The following is a 20,224-nucleotide window of genomic DNA, read 5'->3' on the forward strand; positions in this document are numbered from 1 at the left end:
CGGGTGAACCCTGTCCGACGGGCGGCCGACGCCTGCGGGCCCGCCCGGCGCGCAGGATGTGGCATCCATCTCACCCGTCGATGGGTGTGACAGCAGGGCTGTCAAGGTCTCTAAGGTTCGCTCCATGACCGAGAGCGACGGCAACCTGCGCCTGGCCGGTCCCGCGGACACGTGGTCGCTGTCCGACTGGGAGGCCGAGGCCGCGACGGTGTTGCGCAAGTCCCGCCGCCTGGGCGAGGACGACCCCGACGCCCGCGTGTGGGACAAGCTGACCCGGACCACCCTCGACGGCATCGCGATCACCCCGCTGGGCCGCGCCGCCGACCTCGAGGGCCTTGCGACCGTCGGCCGGCCGACCCGCGTGGGCGCCTGGGACATCCGGGCGCACCTGACCGCCCCCGGCGTCGCCGCCGCCGCGGCCAACGAGACCGCGCTGGCCGACCTCGAGGGCGGTGTCACCTCGCTGTGGCTGCGCGCCGACGCCGACACCGACCTCGACGGCGTCCTCGCCGGGGTCTACCTCGATCTCGCCCCCGTCGTGCTCGACGCCCCGACGGCGGCGCTCGCCGTCGCCCAGGCGTTCGTGCGCCACCTCGAGAGCACCGAGCCCGCCCCGGGCACCAACCTCGGTGCCGACGCGCTCGCCGAGGCCGACACCCTCGTCGCGGTCGCCCGGTTGGCCGCCGACGCCGGCGTGCTCGGCGTCGTCGTCGACAGCACCGCGGTGCACGACCGCGGCGCCTCCGACGCCCAGGAGCTCGCCTACGGCCTGGCCGCCGGCGTCCGCGTCCTGCGGGTGCTCGAGGACGCCGGCATCGACACCGCCGCGGCCGCCGCGCTGCTGGAGTTCCGCATCGCGGTGACCGACGAGCAGTTCCCGAGCATCGCCAAGCTGCGCGCCGCCCGTCGCCTGTGGGTGCGGGTGCTCGAGCTCGCGGGGGTCGCCGACGGCGCCCAGCGTCAGCACGCCGTCACCAGCCGGCCGATGATGAGCGCCTACGACCCCTACGTGAACATGCTGCGCACCACCGTCGCGGCGTTCGCCGCCGGCGTCGGTGGCGCCGAGGCCGTCACCGTGCTGCCCTTCGACGCGCCGCTCGGCCGTCCTGAGGCGTTCGGCCGCCGCATCGCCCGCAACATCAGCCACCTGCTCATCGACGAGGCCCACCTCGGCAAGGTCGGCGACATCGCCGGTGGCGCCTACGCGGTGGAGAAGCTCACCGACGATCTCGCGCAGGCCGCCTGGGCGATCTTCGTCGACCTCGACGCCGCGGTGTCGGCAGGTTCCTCCCTCGACGAGGCGATCGCCCCGCTGGTGGCGGCCACCGTCGCCGAACGGGAGAAGCAGGTCGCCACCCGCAAGCGCCCGATCACCGGTCTCTCGGAGTTCCCGAACCTCGCCGAGACCCTGCCCGAGCGGCAGCCGGACGGCGCTTTCGACGGCGTCCGCTCCTACGGCGCCAGCTTCGAGGCGCTGCGGGCCACCCCGCCGGCCACGCCGGTGTTCCTGGCCACCCTCGGCCCGATCGCCGCCCACACCGCGCGGGCCACCTTCGCCGCCAACCTCTTCGCCGCCGGCGGCGTCGCGGTCGAGGCGGCCGGCCCGACGAGCGGCCCCGACGACCTGGTCGCCGCCTACACCGGCCAGCCGGTCGTCTGCCTGGCCGGCGCCGACACCGCTTACGAGGAGTGGGGTGCCGCCGCGGCGGCCGCCCTCCGCGCGGCCGGTGCCACCCGCGTCATCATCGCGGGCAAGGCCACCGACTACACCGACGATTCCTGCGCGATGGGCGTCGACGCCCTCGCCTTCCTCACCCGCACGCGGGAGGCGCTGTCATGACCGTTCCGAAGAGCTTCAGCGCGGGCGACCTCGCCGGGGCGGCGGCCGCCACCTCGGCGCCGGCGGCTGCCGAGGCCTGGCACAGCCCCGAGGGCATCGAGGTCAAGCCGTTCTACACGGCCGCCGACCTCGAGGGCCTCGACGCCCTCGACACCCTGCCGGGTCTGAGCCCGTTCCTGCGCGGGCCCTACCCGACGATGTACACGACCCAGCCGTGGACGATCCGGCAGTACGCCGGCTTCTCCACCGCCGAGGAGTCCAACGCCTTCTACCGCCGCAACCTCGCGGCCGGTCAGAAGGGCCTCTCGGTCGCCTTCGACCTCGCCACCCACCGCGGCTACGACTCCGACCACCCGCGCGTGCGCGGCGACGTCGGCATGGCCGGCGTGGCGATCGACTCGATCTACGACACCCGCACCCTCTTCGACGGCATCCCGCTCGACCAGATGTCGGTGTCGATGACCATGAACGGCGCGGTGCTGCCGGTGCTCGCGCTCTACATCGTCGCGGCCGAGGAGCAGGGGGTGAAGCCGGAGCAGCTCGCGGGGACCATCCAGAACGACATCCTCAAGGAGTTCATGGTCCGCAACACCTACATCTACCCGCCGGCGCCGTCGATGCGGATCATCTCCGACATCTTCAGCTTCACCTCCGCGCGGATGCCGCGGTTCAACTCGATCTCGATCTCCGGCTACCACATGCAGGAGGCCGGAGCGACCGCCGACCTCGAGCTCGCCTACACCCTCGCGGACGGCGTCGAGTACATCCGCGCAGGTCTCGAGGCGGGCCTCGACATCGACAAGTTCGCCCCGCGTCTCTCGTTCTTCTGGGCCATCGGCATGAACTTCGCCATGGAGGTCGCCAAGATGCGCGCCGCCCGCGCGCTGTGGGCCCGCCTCGTGCGCGAGTTCGACCCGAAGAACCCCAAGTCGCTCTCGCTGCGCACCCACTCCCAGACCTCCGGCTGGTCGCTGACCGCGCAGGATGTCTTCAACAACGTGGGCCGCACCGCGATCGAGGCCATGGCCGCGACCCAGGGCCACACCCAGTCGCTGCACACCAACGCCCTCGACGAGGCCATCGCGCTGCCGACCGACTTCTCCGCGCGCATCGCCCGCAACACCCAGCTGCTGCTCCAGCAGGAGTCCGGCACCACCGGCACGATCGACCCCTGGGCGGGCTCGTACTACATCGAGAAGCTCACCCACGACCTCGCCGAGCGGGCGTGGGCGCACATCCAGGAGGCCGAGGCCGCCGGCGGCATGGCGCGCGCCATCGAGCAGGGCATCCCGAAGATGCGCATCGAGGAGGCCGCGGCCCGCACCCAGGCGCGCATCGACGCCGGCGCCCAGAAGGTCATCGGCGTCAACACCTTCCGCCTCGCCGCGGAGGACCCGCTCGAGGTGCTCAAGGTCGACAACGACGAGGTCTACCGCCAGCAGGTCGCCAAGCTCGAGCGACTGCGCGCCGAGCGCGACGAGGACGCCGTCCGCGGGGCGCTCGAGGCGCTCACGAACTCCGCCGAGCGCGGCACCGGCCAGGGCCTGGAGGGCAACCTGCTCGCCCTCGCCGTCGACGCCGCCCGCGCGAAGGCCACGGTCGGGGAGATCTCGGATGCCCTGGAGAAGGTCTACGGCCGCCACCAGGCCGTCATCCGTACGATCTCCGGCGTGTACCGCGACGAGTCGGCCCTCGGCGAGAACGGCAACCCGCTCGTCAGCCAGGTGCTGAAGGAGACCGAGGAGTTCGAGGAGGCCGAGGGACGCCGTCCGCGCATCCTGGTCGCCAAGATGGGCCAGGACGGTCACGACCGTGGCCAGAAGGTCATCGTCTCCGCCTTCGCCGACCTCGGCTTCGACGTCGACGTGGGGCCGCTGTTCTCCACGCCCGAGGAGGTCGCCCAGCAGGCGGTCGACGCCGACGTGCACATCGTCGGCGTCAGCTCCCTGGCGGCAGGTCACCTGACCCTGCTGCCGGCGCTGCGCGACGCCCTGGCCGAGCTGGGACGCCCCGACATCATGATGGTGATCGGCGGCGTCATCCCGCCCGACGACGTCCCGACGCTGAAGCAGATGGGCGCCGCCTCGGTGTTCCTACCCGGCACGGTGATCGCGGAGTCGGCGCTGGACCTGCTGGCCAAGCTGCGCGACCAGCTCGGGCACTGATGCGGCCCTCGGTCGAGGACCTCCTCACCGGGATCCGCAGCGGCCAGCGGGCGGCGGTCTCGCGGGCGATCACGCTCGTGGAGTCCTCCCGCCCCCAGCACCGCGCCCAGGCGCGGGAGCTGCTGACGGCACTCGCCGCCGGCGCTCCCGCGGGCGCGGGGGACGGCGTCGTCCGGGTCGGCATCTCGGGGGTGCCCGGCGTCGGCAAGTCGACGTTCATCGAGGCGCTCGGCTCGCGGCTGACCGCCGCGGGCCACCGGGTCGGCGTGCTCGCCGTCGACCCCTCCAGCGTGCGCACCGGCGGCTCGGTGCTCGGCGACAAGACCCGCATGGGCCGGCTCTCGGCCGACCCGCAGGCCTTCATCCGCCCCTCGCCGTCCGCGGGCACCCTCGGCGGCGTGGCCCGCGCGACCGTGCAGGCGATGGCCGTGCTCGAGGCGGCCGGCTACGACGTCGTGCTCGTCGAGACCGTCGGCGTCGGCCAGTCGGAGGTGACCGTCGCCGGCATGGTCGACACCTTCCTCTTCCTCACCCTCGCCCGCACCGGCGACCAGTTGCAGGGCATCAAGAAGGGCATCCTCGAGCTCGCCGACGTCGTCGCGGTCAACAAGGCCGACGGCGACCGCGAGATGGAGGCCCGCGGCGCCGCCCGCGAACTCGCCGGTGCGCTGCGCCTCGTGCGCGGTCACGACGAGTGGGCCCCGCCGGTCGTCACCTGCTCGGGCCTCACCGACGTCGGCGTCGAGGACCTCTGGCGGCGCATCCTCGACCACCGCGACTTCCTGGGCACCGAGGGTCTGCGCCGCAAGCGCGCCGAGCAGCAGCTCGAGTTCACCTGGGCGCTCGTGCGCGACGAGCTCGACCAGCGGTTGCGGCACTCGCCCGGCGTCCGCGCGGTGCGCGACGACGTCCGCGCCGCCGTCCTCGCGGGCGACCTGCCGGCCACGGTCGCCGCCGACCGGCTGCTCGCCGCCTTCGACGGCGCCGGGGATCCCGACGGGCCTGACGTGCCTGAGGGACCCGACGCCTAGGCCCCGGCCAGCCGGTACGCCCCGGGCTCGCGGACGATCCAGCGCGGCACCGGTCCGACGTCGCCCAGGGCGCGCAGCAGCTCCTCCATCGCCTCGGTGACATGCGGGAGGTCCGGCCGCGGCGCCTGGGGGTCGCCGCCCCCGCGCACCTCGCCCCGCAGTGCGGCGTCCAGGTCGCCGGGCGTACGCCGTTCCGGACCCGCGTAGAGCATCACCTCGAGCAGGTCGACCTGGATCTGCGGGAGCCGCACCTCCACGCCGTCGACGAGGAGGCGCCCCGATCCGGTGTCGAGATCGAGACCGTGGAAGAGCAGCCGGTCGCCCGCGACGAGCAGACCGGCGTGCCCGGCGTGCCCGGCGTGTCCGAGGGCGGTCCCGCCGAGCTCCGTGGCGGTCGGTACCGGCGGCTGTGGGGGCTGCGGGGGAGCGAGGAGCTCGCGCCGGGGCAGCGGCCGGCGCAGCACCGCATGGATCCGGGCCCGCAGGATCCGTGGCCGCAGCGGCGCGACGACGACGTCGTCGGCGCCTGCTCCCAAGGCGGCGAGCACCGTCTCCTCCTCGTCTCGCTGCAGGACGACGACCACGTGGCCGTCGGTGCGTTCCCGCACGGCGCCGACAGCCCCGACGGCCCCGACGGCCCCGGCGGCCCCGGCGGCCCCGGCGTCGGGGAGGTCGCCGCCGATCACGATCAGCCGCGGCTGCCGACCCGCGCCACCTCCCAGGCGCGCGAGCCCGCCCGCGAGGGTGCGGTGCTGCTCGACGGCGAAGCCGTCGCGGGCCAGCACGGTGAGCAGGACGTCGGCGTCCCCGGAGTCGGCGAGCAGCACCAGGGCGACCCCCGGCTCCTCCCGGCCGGTCATCGGCCACCCCGCACGACGTTGTCCTCGCCCCAGCCGGGCCGCACCGTCAGCACGCGGACGGCGACGACGCCGGGCCGCGCTCGTACGCGATTGCCGACCATCCGGCACCGGTCGCCCTTGAGATCGACGACGGAGTCGACGACGGCGTCGGTGGCGACCGCCAGCCGGTTGCCGCGGATGAGGCAGCCGGTCGTGCCCTCCTTGACGTCGATGGCCTCGGCCGTCGTCGCCGCGATGTCGTTGCCGAGCAGCACCGCGTGGTCGCTGCGATCGGGGCGGCAGGCCGTGAGGGCGCACCAGTTCGACTGCGCGCTCCCCACGTAGATGCCCTCGCCGAAGGCGGGCATCCGCAGGCCGGTGCGCCGGATCGTCGTCCCGATCACCCGCACGCCGCTGCTGCCGGTGCGCAGATGCACGGCCTCGTCTCCGGTGTCGGTGACCCGCAGCCCGCGCAGCACGACCTCGTCGCTGGCGTCGAGCACCACGCCCTTCTGTCCGCCCTCGACGCTGAAGCCGCTCAACCGCCAGTGCGAAGCGCCGTCGAGGTGCACCGCGTAGCCGTGCGCGACGCTGCGGCCGCGCACCACCGCCGTCCGCGGTCCGCACAGGGTGATGGGTGCTCCCCGCCGCCCGGCGCGCTCGATGCTGATCGGCCGGTAGCGCCCGGGCGCGAGCACGATGCGGTCACCGGGTCTTGCCGAGCGCAGGGCGGCCACCAGGTCGGCGTCGTCGCGCACCGTCGGGCGTGCACACCCGGCACCCTGATCGGGGCTCGCGCTCGTCGGGCCTGCCCCCGAGGGCGCGGAGTCGCAACCGGTCAGCCCGAGGGCCGCGGAGGCGACGGTGCACGCGAGGAGGCGCGCGAACCGGGGGGAGGCAGGCACGCGGAGGAGTGTGCCAGGCAGCAGGCCCGCGGGGAGCCGGATCGTCCGGGCGATAACGGCCCGCGGGGGGTGTCGGGCCACTACGGTGGCGCCTCGTGCCGACCTGGTTCCTCCCCTTCGGGGCCATCGGTCTGGTGTCGTGGGGTTTCTGGCTGGTCCGCAAGCTCCTCTCGGTGGCGACGCGGCCGGTGGTCAACGACTTCCGCACCACCACGACGATCGTCGTCCCCTCGTTCCACGAGGACCCCGACGTGCTGCTGCGCTGCCTCGACACCTGGCTGGCCGAGGGGCCGTCGCGGATCGTCGTCGTCCTCGACGTCGCCGACACCGAGGCCCAGCAGCGGATCGAGGCGCTGGGTCGTCCCGAGGTCGAGGCCGTCATGTTCCGCCATGCCGGAAAGCGATCCGCCCTCGGCGTCGGCCTGCGGATGGTCGACACCGAGCTCGTGATCCTCATCGACTCCGACACAGTGTGGCTGCCGGGGATGCTCGCCAACATCCAGATGCCGTTCGTCGACCCGGCCGTCGGCGCGGTGAGCACGCGGCAGAACGTCTACCGGCCGTGGACCAGCGTGTGGCGTCGCGTCGCCGACTGGATCATCGACCTGCGCTACGACGACTACGCCCCCGCGATGGGCCGCTACGGCGGTGTCATCTGCGCATCGGGTCGCACCAGCGCCTACCGCTACGAGGTGATCCGCGACCGCATCGAGGACCTCGAGCACGAGTACTTCCGCGGCCGGCTCTGCGTGGCCGGGGACGACGGCCGGCTCACCTGGCTCGTGCTCTCCCAGGGCTACCGCGTCGCGCATCAGGACAGCGCCCGGGCCCTGTCGATGTTCCCCGACACCTTCCGCGCCTTCGTCAAGCAGCGGGTGCGCTGGAGCCGCAACAGCTACCGCTGCTACCTCACCGCGATCCGGCACGGCTGGATCTTCCGGGTGCCGCTCATCAGCCAGGTCACGGTGATGCAGATCCTGCTGACGCCGCTCACCTCCGCGGTCTACGTGCTCTACACCTTCCTGGCGCTGCGGGACGACGAGCCGCTGCGCGCCTTCGCGATCGCCCTGGTCTGGATGGTGGTCGGTCGCGGCATCCGGGGGATCACCCACCTGTGGCGGCGTCCGGCCGATCTGCTGCTCCTGCCGCTCGTCACGGTGGTCGTGCTGCTGATCGCCGGGCCGATCAAGACCTACGCGTTCCTCACGATGAACAAGCAGGGCTGGCTCACCCGCTCCGACGACACTGTCGGCGGCGAGGGCCAGCGCGAGGCGACGGTCGCCGGGGCGCGCGCGTGAGCGTCCGCTCCGCCGCCGCCCGGTGGGTGCTGCGCCTGGCCGTGGTGCTGCTCCTCGCGGGCGGCGCCGGCGCCGTCGCGGTGTCGCGGCACGATCCACCCCGGGCCGACGACGGTCGCGGGCGACCGGACGCCGTCGTCCCGGTGACGGCGGGGGAGCGGGCCCAGGTGGGCATCCTCCAGCGCGAGGACCGACGCTTGGCCCGCCTCGGACCCGACGGTCGCGACGGGCTGCGGCCCGCCGTCCGATCGGGTGTGCTGGTGCTGCCCGCGCGACGCCGCGACTACACCGCCCGCGACCTCGTCGCGGCGCGGGTGCTCGATCGTGTCGGCGACGTCTGGACCCTGCGCCGTTCGGTGGTGGTGCGGCGCGGCGCCGCCCTCGTGCTCGATCTGCCCGGCCGCGAGCTCCGCCTGCTCGGCGCTCCGGGCCGCCCGACCAGCATCGTCGCCTGGGGCGGCGACTTGACGGTGCGCGGAGCCCCCGACGACCCGGCCCGCATCGTCGGCTGGGACGGCGCGGTGGGTGTGGTCGGCGCCCCCGACACCGATCCCGACGACGGACGCGGATACCTGCGCGTCAAGGACGGCCGGCTGGTCGTCCACGACGTCGTGCTCTCCGATCTCGGCTTCTGGAGCGGGCGCACCGGGGGGCTGGCCATCACCGGGTCCGCGAGCGCGGCTCCGGTCGACCGTCCCAGCGCCGACCTGCGGCGCGTCGTCACCGAGGGGCTGACCGTCGGCCTCTACGCCTCCGCCGCACGCGACGTCGTCGGTCGCGATCTGACCCTCGGCGCGAGCGGTCTGGCCGGCGTCGTCCTGGTCAACTACACCGCGGCGGTCGACCTGCGCACGGTCTCCGTGCGCGGCTCGGGCGGCGACGGCGTGGTGGTCGACCACGGTGCGCACGACGTCGCGATGACCGGCCTGAGCGTCGGCGGTGTCGCGGGGGACGGGGTGCGTGCCGACGGCTCGTCCCTCGCCGACGGCCCGAATCCGGCCGGCTACGCACCCGGCAACCGGAGCGGACTGCGGCTCACCGATACCACCGTCGAGGACGCCGCCGGGGACGGGATCTCGATCACCGGCTTCGACGACGTCCGCGTCGAGACCGCCGCCGTGACCTCGGACGGCGTCCCGCTGCGCCTGGCCGGCCCGGGCCGCGGGCTGCGGGTCGCCGATGCCGACCTCCGTGTCGAGCCCGGTGTCGATCCCGGTGCGGACGGCGCCCGGTCGGCGCTCGGTCCCGGTCTGCTGGTCGGCCCCTCGCTGGACGACGTCGTCGTCGTGGACGCGCGGATCGTGGGCGGTCCGACCGGCGTGCAGGTCGATCGCAGCGTGCTGCGTCTCGACGGCGGGAGTGTGCGGGCGAGCGCCGATCAGGGGCACGCCGTCCTGGCCACCGGCGGGGTCACCCGGGTCGAGGTGCGCGGGACGACCGTCGCCGGTCGCGGTGCGGGTGCGCTCGTCGGACGCACCGGCGCCACCGTCATCGGGTCCGAGGTCGACGACCGCTGGTCGCAGCGTCCGCAGGCGCTGCTGTGGGTCGAGACCCACGTCAGTGCGGTGCCGCTGCTCGTCGTGCTCGTCGTGCCCGTCCTCGGGCTCGCGTTCGTCAGCCGCCGCCGTCGTCGGCACCGCGAACTGCGCGCCCTGCTCGAGGACGCCCTCGTGCGTCGCGGCCGCGAGGCCCTCGCCGACTACCGCGCGCCGGCGGCCCCGGCGGCCCCGGCGGCCCCGACGAGTTCTCCGCTGTCGGCCCCGACCCCGCCCGACGCGACCGGCGCACCCACGCCCGCACCCGCCCCGGCACCCCCGGGTCCCGCCCCGGGCCCGGTCGAGGGCGAACGACGCCACGACCTGCTCGCGGGCCGCACCTTCACCTCGGTACGGGAGTTCGCGGTCACCGCGGTGACCGCGGGCTACCCCGTCACCGAGGTCGCGCGCACGCTGCGGGTGCCCACCTCGCGGGTGCGCGCCTGGCTCGAGCAGGACGCCGCCGCGCGGCTGACGACGTCCGCCCGCGAGTAGGCTCGCCCTCATGACCTCCGCCGCCGATCCCGCCGCGGCGATCGTCGCGACGCGTGTGGAGGCGTTGGCCGACGAGCTCGTCGCGGTCCGGCGCGACCTCCATCGCCACCCCGAGCTGAGCTGGTCCGAGACCCGCACCACCGAGCTCGTGCGGCGCCGCATCGAGCCGCTGGGCTACCGCATCACGCCCCTGCCGACCTCGGGCCTCGTGGCCGAGATCGGCGAGGGGGAGCGATGCGTGGGTCTGCGGGCCGACCTCGACGCCCTGCCGGTCGACGACACCAGCGGCGAGGAGTTCGCCAGCGTCGTCCCCGGGGTGGCGCACGCCTGCGGCCACGACGTCCACACGACCTCCCTGCTCGGTGCCGCCGAGGCGCTGGCCGCGCTTCACCGTGCAGGCGCGCTCGCCGGACGGGTGCGGCTGTTCTTCCAGCCGGCCGAGGAGGTGATGCCCGGGGGCGCCGTGCAGGTCACCGACCTCGGCCACCTCGACGACGTCGAGCGGATCTTCGCGCTGCACTGCGACCCCGGCGTCGACGTCGGCCAGGCGGGGCTGCGGCTCGGCCCGCTCACCAGCGCGGCCGACCGCGTCGACGTGCGCCTGGAGGGCCAGGGCGGGCACACCTCGCGACCGCACCTGACCGGCGACCTCACCTTCGCCCTCGCCAAGGTCACCACCGAGCTGCCGGCGATCCTCTCGCGCCGCCTCGACCCCCGCTCGGGCGTCTCGATGGTCTGGGGCACGATCAGCGCGGGCACCGCCCCCAACGTCATCCCCGACCACGGTCACCTCGCCGGCACCGTGCGCATCCTGGACGCCGTCGCCTGGGCCGATTGCGAGAAGCTCGTGCGCGAACTGGTGCACGACATCGTGCGGCCCTACGACGTCGTCGCCCACGTCGACTACCAGCGCGGCGTCCCGCCCGTCGTCAACGAGGCGGGGTCGCACCGCCTGCTCGCCGACGCGGTCACCGCGGTGCTCGGTCGCGACGGTCACGTGGTCGCGCCCCAGTCGCTGGGCGGGGAGGACTTCGGCTGGTACCTCGAGCGCATCCCGGGCGCCATGATGCGCCTGGGCACCCGCGCGCCGGGCGGGCCGACCTACGACCTGCACCAGGGCAACCTGCGCGTCGACGAGCGGGCCATCGGCATCGGCGCGCGCATCCTCGCCCTCGCCGCCCACGGCGCGCTGCGGGAAACGTCCTGACCGGGCGCCTCCGCGAGCGACATTCGGTCACCATGCGGTAACGACACCGCGAAATGTTCCGGCCCGCTCTCCTCAGGCTCCCCGGACGCCCTTAGGGTGCTGCGCAGTGCCCACACCCCACTGGGCATGAGCGTGGGACGACATCCTGAGGAGGATCGCCGTGAAGAAGACGGCACGCATCGCATCCGTCGCCGCCGTGATCGCCCTGGGCCTCAGCGCCTGTGGCAGCCGCGACGACGAGTCCAGCACCGCCGACGAGAGCAGCACGCCGACGGCGTCCGCCACGACGTCGGCGGCGGCACAGCAGTACCCGGACTTCAAGGCCTGCATGGTCTCCGACTCCGGCGGCTTCGACGACAAGTCGTTCAACCAGACCTCGAAGGCCGGCCTGGACAACGCGGTGTCCCAGTACGGGATGCAGGAGGCCGACGTCGAGTCGACCGACCCGTCCCAGTTCGCCGACAACATCAACGAGATGGTGTCGCAGGGCTGCAACTCGATCACCACCGTCGGCTTCCTCCTCGGCGACGCCACCGAGGCGGCCGCGAAGAAGAACCCCGACATCGACTTCTCGATCGTCGACTTCGCCTACGAGAAGGCGCCGGCCAACCTCAAGGGCCTGACCTTCAACACCGGTGAGCCGTCCTACCTCGCCGGCTACGTCGCCGCGGCGAAGTCCGAGACCGGCGTCGTCGGCACGTTCGGTGGTCTGAACATCCCCACCGTCACCATCTTCATGACCGGCTTCTACGAGGGCGTCCAGAAGTACAACGAGGACAACGGCACCGACGTCCAGGTCATCGGTTGGGACCCCGCCAAGCCCAAGGCCGGCTCGTTCACCAACGACTTCGAGAACAAGACCATCGGCCAGACCACGGCCGAGGAGATGATCAAGCAGGGTGCCGACGTGATCTTCCCGGTCGCCGGTCCCGCCGGTCTCGGTGGCCTCCAGGCCGCCCAGGACAACGACGTCAAGGCCATCTGGGTCGACACCGACGGCTGCGTCTCGGCCGCCGAGTACTGCGACGTCCTGCTGACCTCGGTCATGAAGGGCATGGACGTCGCCGTCCAGCAGGCGATCCTCGACGGTGCCGAGGGCGACTTCTCCAACGATGTCTACGTCGGCACGCTCGCCAACAACGGTGTCGGCCTCGCGCCGTTCAGCGACGACGTCGACGCCGAGCTCCAGGCCAAGGTCGAGGAGCTCAAGCAGCAGATCATCGACGGCACCATCAAGGTCGGCTGATCCAGCACCATCGGCACATCCCGGTCGTGGGTGGCGGACTCGGTCCGCCACCCACGACCTGTCCCATGAGCAGGCACCGGAAGGGGAATCCCACGTGAGGTTGGAGATCCGCGGACTGACCAAGCGGTTCGGATCCTTCACCGCCAACGACCACATCGACCTCACCATCGAACCGGGCGAGATCCACTGCCTGCTCGGGGAGAACGGGGCCGGCAAGTCGACGCTCATGAACATGCTCTACGGCCTGCTCGACCCCACCGAGGGCGAGATCGTGGTCGACGGCATCCCGCAGCAGTTCGCCGGACCGCGCGATGCGATCGCCGCCGGCATCGGGATGGTGCACCAGCACTTCATGCTCGTACCTCCCTTCACCGTCGCGGAGAACGTGATGCTCGGGCGCGAGCAGACCCGCGCCGGCGTCCTGGACCGCAAGGCCGCCTCCCGGCTCGTGCGCGAGCTCTCCGAGAAGTACCGGCTCGCGGTCGATCCCGACGCCAAGGTCGAGGACCTCCCCGTCGGCGTCCAGCAGCGGGTCGAGATCATCAAGGCCCTCGCGGGCGGCGCCGAGGTGCTCATCCTCGACGAGCCCACCGCGGTGCTCACGCCCCAGGAGATCGACGAGCTCATGGGCATCATGCGCGAGTTGAAGGCGCAGGGCACCTCCATCGTCTTCATCACCCACAAGCTCCGCGAGGTCAAGGCGGTCGGCGACCGCATCAGCGTCATCCGGCGCGGCAAGGTGGTCGGCACGGCCGCCCCGTCGGCGTCCGAGGCCGAGCTCGCCGAGCTGATGGTCGGCCGCGCTGTGCAGTTGACCGTCGACAAGGCGGCCCCCGAGGTCGGCGACGGGGTGCTGGAGGTCAAGGACGTCACCGTCATCGACGCCCGCGGTTGCCAGGTCGTCAAGGAGGTCTCCCTCGTCGCGCGCGCCGGGGAGGTGCTCGGCATCGCCGGCGTGCAGGGCAACGGCCAGACCGAGCTCATCAAGTCCCTCGTCGGGCTGGTGGCTCCCGACGCCGGCCAGATCCTCCTCGAGGGGCGCGACATCACCCGGCAGGGCACCCGCGAGAGCCTCGAGGCCGGCATCGGCTACATCCCCGAGGACCGCTCCCACGACGGGTACATCGGCACGTTCAGCGTGCGGGAGAACCTGGTCCTCGACCTCTTCCGCGACGCGCAGTACTCCTCGGGCCCGGTGCTGCGCCTCGACGCGATCGAGGCCAACGCCAAGGCCCGCATCGAGGAGTTCGACATCCGCACCGAATCCATGGAGACCCCGGTCAGCTCGCTGTCCGGCGGCAACCAGCAGAAGGTCGTGGTGGCTCGGGAGTTCTCCCGGCCGCTCAAGGTCCTCATCGCCTCCCAGCCCACGCGCGGCGTCGACGTCGGGTCGATCGAGTTCATCCACAAGCGGATCGTCGCCGAGCGCGACCGCGGCACCGCGGTGATCATCGTGTCCACCGAGCTCGACGAGATCGTCGCCCTCGCCGACCGCATCGCGGTCATGTACGACGGGCGCATCGTCGACACGGTGCCACCCGACACCCCGCGCGAGACCCTCGGACTCCTCATGGCCGGTGGTGCCGCGTGAGCCAGCAGACCCCCGCCCCCGGCACGACCGAGGAGATCGCGTCCGCGCCGCGCCGTCGCGACCTGACGGTCTGGCTGCCGACCGTGACCGACTCCGTGCTCGCCGTCGTGCTCGCGCTCGTCGTCGGCGCCGTCCTTATCGCGCTGTCGACCGAGGAGGTGCTCAACTCCCTCTCGTACTTCTTCAGCTATCCCTGGGACTTCTTCCGGTTCGCCGGCACCGCCGTCGGTGACGGCTATCGCGCGCTGTTCGAGGGCTCGCTGGGCTCCGGGACGGCGATCACCCGCACCCTGCAGCGCGCCGCACCGCTCATCGCGGCCGGCCTCGGGGTCACCCTGGCGTTCCGTTCCGGGCTGTTCAACATCGGCGCCCAGGGACAGATGCTCGTGGCCGCGATGCTCTGCGGCTGGATCGGTTTCCAGCTCGACCTGCCGACGGGCCTGCACATGCTGCTCGCCCTCGCCGGGGCGCTCGTCGCGGGCGCTGCCTGGGGCGGCACCATCGGCGTGCTGAAGGCGCGCACCGGCGCGCACGAGGTCATCACGACCATCATGTTCAACAACATCGCTCGGTTCGTGGCGCTGTTCCTGCTCGGTCTCGACGCCTTCCAGCGCGCCGGGTCGGACAACAAGCAGACCCCGCCGGTCGCCGACAGCGCCACCTACCCCTCGATCGGCGGCCTGCACCTCGGCATCCTGCTGAGCCTGCTGGCTGCGGTGGGGGTGTGGTGGCTGCTCGACCGCACCACCCTCGGCTTCCAGATGCGAGCCGTCGGCGCCAACCCCGACGCCGCCCGCACCGCCGGCATGAGCGTCACCCGCGTCTACGTCTCGGCCATGACGCTGGCCGGCATGCTGTCCGGCCTCGCCGTCACGATGACCGTGCTCGGCCAGCAGAACCCGATCACCGACAACGTCGCCGGCAGTGTGGGCTTCGACGCCATCACGGTCGCGCTGCTGGGGCGGGCCACGCCGCTGGGCACCGTCCTCGCGGGTCTGCTCTTCGGTGCGCTGTCGGCGGGCGGACTCTCCATGCAGGGTGCCGCCGGCATCCCGCCGGAACTCTCGGAGGTGCTGCAGGCCTTGATCGTGCTCTTCGTCGCTGCGCCCGCCCTGGTGCGCGGCATCTTCCGCCTGCGGGGATCCTCGGCCGGCGGGGCCGACCAGGCCGTCGGCGCCTCGGGGTGGTCGGCATGAGCACCGCCACCGCCGTCCCCACCGCCGAGGTCGAGGGCGTGCGCGATCGCGCCGACGTCCGTCGCCAGATCAAGCTGGTGGTGGTCTTCGCGATCGCCCTGCTGCTGCTCGTCGTCTTCCGCCTCACCACCGACAGCTTCCAGGTGACCTACCTGCTCGGCGAGTCGCGCAGCGCCACCGTCAAGCCCCGCGAGCTCGACGGCACCGTCCCGTGGGTGATCGCGCTCGTGCTCACCGCGCTCGCCCTCGGCCTCGCCGCGCTCAACCGCTATCCCCGCAAGGCGCCGGGCGTGCTGCTCAGCGTGCTCGTCGGTCTGCTGTTCTACGTCTCGTTCATGGTGTGGGCCTACGCCGACCAGAGCGGCAGCTTCCAGGCCGCGATCTCGAACCCGATCCCGGGAACCGTGCGCATCGCGACCCCGTTGGTGCTGGGGGCGCTGGCCGGCGTCGTCTGCGAGCGGGCCGGTGTCATCAACATCGCCATCGAGGGCCAGTTCCTCTCCGGTGCCTTCCTCGCCTCGGTCTTCTCCAGCTTCGCCTACGCCTCGCTGCCGTTCATCCCGGTCGGGGCCTGCGCCGCCTTCGGTCTGCTCGGCGGTGCGATCGCGGGCGTCCTCATCGCAGCGCTGCTCGCGCTCTTCGCGTTGCGCTACCAGGTGAACCAGGTCGTGCTCGGCGTCGTCCTCGTGGCCTTCGCCAGCGGACTCACCGGCTTCCTGCTGGGGCAGATCCCCGACGACCAGAAGAGCACGTTCAACAACCCGCTGCGGCTCGAGCAGATCGAGATCCCCGGGCTGTCGAGCATCCCGATCGTCGGCGACGCCCTGTTCAACCAGACGCTGCTGGTCTACCTCACCTATGCGGCGGTCGCCCTCGTGGCCTTCCTGCTCTACCAGACCCGGTGGGGCCTGCGGGTGCGCTCGGTGGGCGAGCACCCCTCGGCGGCCGACACCGTCGGCATCCGGGTCAACGCCGTGCGCTGGCAGGCGGTGCTGCTCGGCGGCGTCCTGGCGGGCCTCGGCGGCGCCTACTACACGGTCGGCTCCACCGGTGCCTTCGACAAGGACGTCTCGGCCGGCACCGGCTTCATCGCCCTGGCGGCGGTGATCATGGGCCGGTGGAACCCGGTCGGCGCGGCCCTCGCGGCGGTGTTCTTCGGGTTCATGCGCAACCTCGAGACGCAGCTGGGTCTCGTCGACCGCATCCCGGGCGACCTGCTCGGCGCGATCCCGTACCTCGCGACCGTCATCGCCGTGGCCGGCTTCGTCGGGCGCGTGCGCCCGCCCGCAGCCGACGGCGTCCCGTTCGTGAAGAGTTGACGTGACCCCCGACGACGACGGCCTCTGGGATGACCTCCTCACCGCCGCCCGGGCGGCGCGCGAGCACGCGTACGCACCGTACTCGCGGTTCGGGGTCGGCGCGGCGGCGTTGGCCGACGACGGCCGGCTCGTCACCGGCTGCAACGTCGAGAACGCCGGCTACGGCGTGACCCTGTGCGCCGAATGCGGTCTGGTCAGCCAGCTCCACATCACCGGCGGAGGCCGCCTCACGCACTTCGCGTGCGTGGGCGGCGCCCTGCCCGGCCCCGCCCATCCGGTCATGCCGTGCGGTCGGTGCCGCCAGCTGCTGTGGGAGAACGGCGGTGCCGACCTCGTCGTCCTCACGCCGTCGGGTCCGCGCCCGATGACCGAGGTGCTCCCCGACGCCTTCGGGCCCGAGGACCTCGAGGTCTGATCGGCCCCCGGTTTCGCCTCGTGGCGTGTGCACGAGATCTTGGGACGGTTGGCGCCGCCATGGCACGCACCTCGCAGCGTCGGCATCGCTCGCGTGACGCCCGGTAGCCCTTCGCGACGCCGCCTTGCGATGCACGCACCCTGACGACGCGGACCATTCAAGAACTTCGCACACACGCCACTAGGGTCGGAGCATGCCCGCCGAGAACCACGACGCCGTCGAGGTGATCGTCGCCAAGCGCGACGGCCACCCGCTCTCCGACAGCCAGATCGACTGGATGGTCGACGCCTACACCCGCGGGGTCGTCGCCGACGAGCAGATGTCGGCGCTCACGATGGCGATCCTGCTCAACGGGATGGACCGTCGCGAGATCGCCCGCTGGACCGCGGCGATGATCGCCTCGGGGGAGCGCATGGACTTCTCCTCGCTCACGCGGCCCACCGCCGACAAGCACTCCACCGGCGGAGTCGGCGACAAGATCACCCTGCCCCTGGCGCCCCTCGTGGCGGCCTGCGGCGTCGCCGTCCCGCAGCTCTCGGGGCGCGGGCTCGGCCACACGGGCGGCACCCTCGACAAGCTCGAGTCGATTCCCGGCTGGCGCGCGGCCCTCTCCAACGCCGAGATGCTCGCGCAGTTGGACGACGTCGGCGCCGTGATCTGCGCTGCGGGCGACGGCCTGGCGCCCGCGGACAAGAAGCTCTACGCCCTGCGCGACGTCACCGGCACCGTCGAGGCCATCCCGCTCATCGCCTCCTCGATCATGAGCAAGAAGATCGCCGAGGGCACCGGAGCCCTCGTGCTCGACGTGAAGGTCGGCACCGGCGCGTTCATGAAGACCGAGGCGCTGGCCCGCGAGCTCGCCGAGACGATGGTCGCGCTCGGCACCGACGCCGGGGTGCGCACGGTCGCGCTGCTCACCGACATGTCCACCCCGCTGGGCCTGACGGCCGGCAATGCCCTGGAGGTGCGCGAGTCCGTCGAGGTGCTCGCCGGAGGCGGTCCTGCCGACGTCGTCGAGCTCACCCTCGCGCTGGCCCGCGAGATGCTCGCCGCGGCCGGCGTCACCGACGTCGACCCGGCGGATCGGTTGGCGAACGGCACCGCGATGGACGTGTGGCGGCGCATGATCCGCGCCCAGGGCGGCGATCCCGAGGCCCCGCTGCCGACCGCCCGCGAGCAGCACGTCGTCCTCGCCCCGGCCGACGGCGTCCTGGCCCGCCTCGACGCGATGGCCGTCGGCCTGGCCGCGTGGCGCCTGGGCGCGGGCCGCGCCCGCAAGGAGGACGCCGTGCAGGCGGGCGCCGGCGTCGAGTGGCACGCGCGGCCCGGCGACGTCGTCCGGGCCGGGCAGCCACTGCTGACCCTGCACACCGACGAGCCCGATCGCTTCGAGCGGGCCCTGGCCTCCCTGGAGGGCGGCTACGACGTCGTCCCCGAGGGCAGCCGGCCCGAGTTGACGCCCCTGGTCATCGACCGGATCGGCTGATCTCAGCCCTCGAGCAGGAGCACGACCGTCTCGGCGACGCAGGCCGGCTTGGCCTCGTCCTCGATCTCGACGGTGTACTTGATGATGAGCTGCTTGCCGGTGGGCAGATCGGTGACCTCGCCGAAGGCGACGACGCCGCGCACGCGCTTGCCGACCAGCACGGGGTTGGGGAAGCGGACCTTGTTGACGCCGTAGTTGAGCTTGGCGCCGGGGGTGTCGAGGGCGAAGACGAGGCTGCCGAGGTAGGGCACGAGCGAGAGCGTCAGGTAGCCGTGGGCGATCGTGCCGCCGAAGGGGCCGGTCTTCGAGCGCTCGACGTCGACGTGGATCCACTGGTGGTCGCCGGTGGCGTCGGCGAAGGTGTCGACCCGCTCCTGGGTGATCTCGATCCACTCGGTGGTGCCGATCTCGCTGTTCGCGGCGGCGGCGACGTCCTCGAAGCTGGTGAAGGTCCGCATCATCTCTCCCGGGTGCTTGGATGGCGAGGTGGAACTTACACGCGAGCTCGTGCGGCGAGCGCCCAAGGTCCTGCTCCATGACCACCTCGACGGCGGCCTGCGGCCCGGCACGGTGCTCGATCTCGCGGCGCGGGCCGGGCATGCGCTGCCGGCCGGCACCGAGGCCGAGCTGGCGGCCTGGTTCCACGAGGCCGCCGACTCCGGCTCCCTGGAGCGCTACCTGGAGACCTTCCAGCACACGGTCGGGGTGATGCAGAGCGCCGAGGCGATCACCCGGGTGGCGCGCGAATGCGTCGAGGATCTCGCGGCCGACGGGGTCGTCTACGCCGAGGTGCGCTACGCCCCCGAGCAGCACGTCGAGCAGGGGCTCTCCCTCGACGACGTCATCGCGGCCGTGGCCGAGGGCTTCGCGCAGGGCATGGACGCCGCCCGCACGCCGGCGGGGGAGCGGATCGTCGTCCGCCAGCTGCTCACCGCGATGCGCCACCAGGCGCGCTCGATGGAGATCGCCGAGCTGGCGGTGGCCTGGCGCGACCGCGGGGTCGCGGGTTTCGACATCGCGGGCGCCGAGGCGGGGTATCCGCCCACCCGCCACCTTGACGCCTTCGAGTACCTCCAGCGCGAGAACGCGCACTTCACCATCCACGCAGGCGAGGCGTTCGGTCTGCCGTCGATCTGGCAGGCGCTCCAGTGGTGCGGTGCCGACCGGTTGGGCCACGGCGTCCGCATCGTCGACGACATCGAGGTGGCCGACGACGGCACCGTGACGCTGGGGCGGCTGGCGGCGTACGTGCGCGACAAGCGGATCCCGCTGGAGCTGTGCCCGGCCTCGAACGTGCAGACCGGGGCGGCGACCTCGATCGCCGAGCACCCCATCGGCCTGCTCACCCGGCTGCGGTTCCGGGTCACGGTCAACACCGACAACCGCCTGATGAGCCGCACGTCGATGACCGACGAGATGTGGTCGCTGGTCGAGGCCTTCGGCTACGGCCTCGACGATCTGCGGTGGTTCACCGTCAACGCGATGAAGTCGGCGTTCCTGCCCTTCGACGAGCGGATCGCGCTCATCGACGGTGTCGTGAAGCCGGGCTACGCCGCCTTGTAAGCGATCGACGCCTCCCTGTCAGCGGTATGTACCGGTCTGTACCGACTGGTCTGGACCGCGGTCGGTCCTCGCTTCAGGCTGCGCTCATGGTTC

General features: G+C 72.7%; 16 protein-coding genes. 13 read left to right on the forward strand and 3 right to left on the reverse strand.

The annotated features are described in order from the left end of the window. The first annotated feature begins 124 nt into the window (after positions 1-124). The 3 genes from ABD671_RS05510 to meaB are packed head-to-tail and all read left to right on the forward strand — an operon-like array spanning position 125 to position 5,036. Positions 125-1,840 (forward strand): methylmalonyl-CoA mutase family protein, encoded by a 1,716-nt coding sequence (locus ABD671_RS05510; protein ID WP_344732254.1) that lies wholly within the window; start codon positions 125-127, stop codon positions 1,838-1,840. Continuing rightward, on the forward strand, positions 1,837-4,005 hold the full coding sequence (scpA, locus tag ABD671_RS05515) for a methylmalonyl-CoA mutase (RefSeq protein WP_344732255.1): 2,169 nt from the start codon (positions 1,837-1,839) through the stop codon (positions 4,003-4,005). The genes ABD671_RS05510 and scpA overlap by 4 nt, the downstream gene beginning before the upstream one ends. Further along, complete coding sequence (meaB, locus tag ABD671_RS05520) at positions 4,005-5,036, forward strand: methylmalonyl Co-A mutase-associated GTPase MeaB (protein ID WP_344732256.1); 1,032 nt, start codon at positions 4,005-4,007, stop codon at positions 5,034-5,036. Before scpA ends, meaB begins: the two co-directional genes overlap by 1 nt. Here the strand turns inward: meaB and ABD671_RS05525 are convergent. Both ABD671_RS05525 and ABD671_RS05530 read right to left on the reverse strand, forming a co-directional pair. Further along, positions 5,033-5,896, reverse strand: a complete 864-nt coding sequence (locus ABD671_RS05525; RefSeq protein WP_344732257.1) for a hypothetical protein — start codon at positions 5,894-5,896, stop codon at positions 5,033-5,035. The genes meaB and ABD671_RS05525 overlap by 4 nt on opposite strands. Continuing rightward, positions 5,893-6,780 carry a right-handed parallel beta-helix repeat-containing protein gene (locus tag ABD671_RS05530; RefSeq protein WP_344732258.1) on the reverse strand — a complete coding sequence of 296 codons (888 nt, stop codon included), beginning with the start codon at positions 6,778-6,780 and terminating at the stop codon, positions 5,893-5,895. The genes ABD671_RS05525 and ABD671_RS05530 overlap by 4 nt, the downstream gene beginning before the upstream one ends. A gap of 95 nt (positions 6,781-6,875) precedes the next feature. Here ABD671_RS05530 and ABD671_RS05535 point away from each other — a divergent pair, with 95 nt between their 5' ends. The 9 genes from ABD671_RS05535 (at position 6,876) to ABD671_RS05575 (ending at position 18,568) form a co-directional block, all read left to right on the forward strand. After that, entirely contained in the window at positions 6,876-8,078 is a 1,203-nt protein-coding gene (locus ABD671_RS05535; protein WP_344732259.1) for a glycosyltransferase, read from the forward strand. After that, complete coding sequence (locus ABD671_RS05540) at positions 8,075-10,108, forward strand: right-handed parallel beta-helix repeat-containing protein (protein WP_344732260.1); 2,034 nt, start codon at positions 8,075-8,077, stop codon at positions 10,106-10,108. Before ABD671_RS05535 ends, ABD671_RS05540 begins: the two co-directional genes overlap by 4 nt. A 10-nt stretch (positions 10,109-10,118) precedes the next feature. Beyond that, entirely contained in the window at positions 10,119-11,315 is a 1,197-nt protein-coding gene (locus ABD671_RS05545; RefSeq protein ID WP_344732261.1) for an amidohydrolase, read from the forward strand. Positions 11,316-11,475: 160 nt separating this feature from the next. Next, a complete protein-coding gene (locus ABD671_RS05550) occupies positions 11,476-12,561 on the forward strand; it encodes a BMP family lipoprotein (RefSeq protein WP_344732262.1) in 1,086 nt (361 codons plus the stop codon). A 94-nt stretch (positions 12,562-12,655) separates the two neighbouring features. Continuing rightward, on the forward strand, positions 12,656-14,152 hold the full coding sequence (locus tag ABD671_RS05555; RefSeq protein WP_344732263.1) for an ABC transporter ATP-binding protein: 1,497 nt from the start codon (positions 12,656-12,658) through the stop codon (positions 14,150-14,152). Further along, the gene (locus tag ABD671_RS05560) at positions 14,149-15,348 is read left to right on the forward strand and encodes an ABC transporter permease (protein WP_344732264.1); all 1,200 of its coding nucleotides are present in this window, start codon (positions 14,149-14,151) and stop codon (positions 15,346-15,348) included. Before ABD671_RS05555 ends, ABD671_RS05560 begins: the two co-directional genes overlap by 4 nt. Then, entirely contained in the window at positions 15,345-16,667 is a 1,323-nt protein-coding gene (locus tag ABD671_RS05565) for an ABC transporter permease (RefSeq protein ID WP_344732265.1), read from the forward strand. The genes ABD671_RS05560 and ABD671_RS05565 overlap by 4 nt, the downstream gene beginning before the upstream one ends. A gap of 1 nt (position 16,668) precedes the next feature. Further along, positions 16,669-17,082, forward strand: coding sequence for a cytidine deaminase (locus tag ABD671_RS05570; protein ID WP_344732266.1), 414 nt, complete (start codon positions 16,669-16,671; stop codon positions 17,080-17,082). A 193-nt stretch (positions 17,083-17,275) separates the two neighbouring features. Further along, on the forward strand, positions 17,276-18,568 hold the full coding sequence (locus tag ABD671_RS05575; RefSeq protein ID WP_344732267.1) for a thymidine phosphorylase: 1,293 nt from the start codon (positions 17,276-17,278) through the stop codon (positions 18,566-18,568). Positions 18,569-18,570: 2 nt separating this feature from the next. On the opposite strand, the gene ABD671_RS05580 is transcribed toward ABD671_RS05575, so the two are convergent. Next, positions 18,571-19,026 (reverse strand): MaoC family dehydratase, encoded by a 456-nt coding sequence (locus ABD671_RS05580; RefSeq protein ID WP_344732268.1) that lies wholly within the window; start codon positions 19,024-19,026, stop codon positions 18,571-18,573. 28 nt (positions 19,027-19,054) lie between these two features. On the opposite strand from ABD671_RS05580, the gene ABD671_RS05585 reads away from it, so the two are divergent. After that, complete coding sequence (locus ABD671_RS05585) at positions 19,055-20,131, forward strand: adenosine deaminase (protein ID WP_344732269.1); 1,077 nt, start codon at positions 19,055-19,057, stop codon at positions 20,129-20,131. The last annotated feature ends 93 nt before the right edge of the window (positions 20,132-20,224 follow it).

Origin of the sequence: Nocardioides fonticola (assembly GCF_039536805.1) — a bacterium.
GTDB lineage: Bacteria > Actinomycetota > Actinomycetes > Propionibacteriales > Nocardioidaceae > Nocardioides > Nocardioides fonticola.

Bases quoted from the DNA above. Each gene is read 5' to 3' on its own strand.
- meaB (WP_344732256.1), top strand. From the start codon at position 4,005: ATGCGGCCCTCGGTCGAGGACCTCCTCACCGGGATCCGCAGCGGCCAG.
- scpA (WP_344732255.1), top strand. From the start codon at position 1,837: ATGACCGTTCCGAAGAGCTTCAGCGCGGGCGACCTCGCCGGGGCGGCG.
- ABD671_RS05580 (WP_344732268.1), bottom strand. From the start codon at position 19,026: ATGCGGACCTTCACCAGCTTCGAGGACGTCGCCGCCGCCGCGAACAGC.
- ABD671_RS05510 (WP_344732254.1), top strand. From the start codon at position 125: ATGACCGAGAGCGACGGCAACCTGCGCCTGGCCGGTCCCGCGGACACG.
- ABD671_RS05565 (WP_344732265.1), top strand. From the start codon at position 15,345: ATGAGCACCGCCACCGCCGTCCCCACCGCCGAGGTCGAGGGCGTGCGC.
- ABD671_RS05525 (WP_344732257.1), bottom strand. From the start codon at position 5,896: ATGACCGGCCGGGAGGAGCCGGGGGTCGCCCTGGTGCTGCTCGCCGAC.
- ABD671_RS05575 (WP_344732267.1), top strand. From the start codon at position 17,276: ATGCCCGCCGAGAACCACGACGCCGTCGAGGTGATCGTCGCCAAGCGC.
- ABD671_RS05545 (WP_344732261.1), top strand. From the start codon at position 10,119: ATGACCTCCGCCGCCGATCCCGCCGCGGCGATCGTCGCGACGCGTGTG.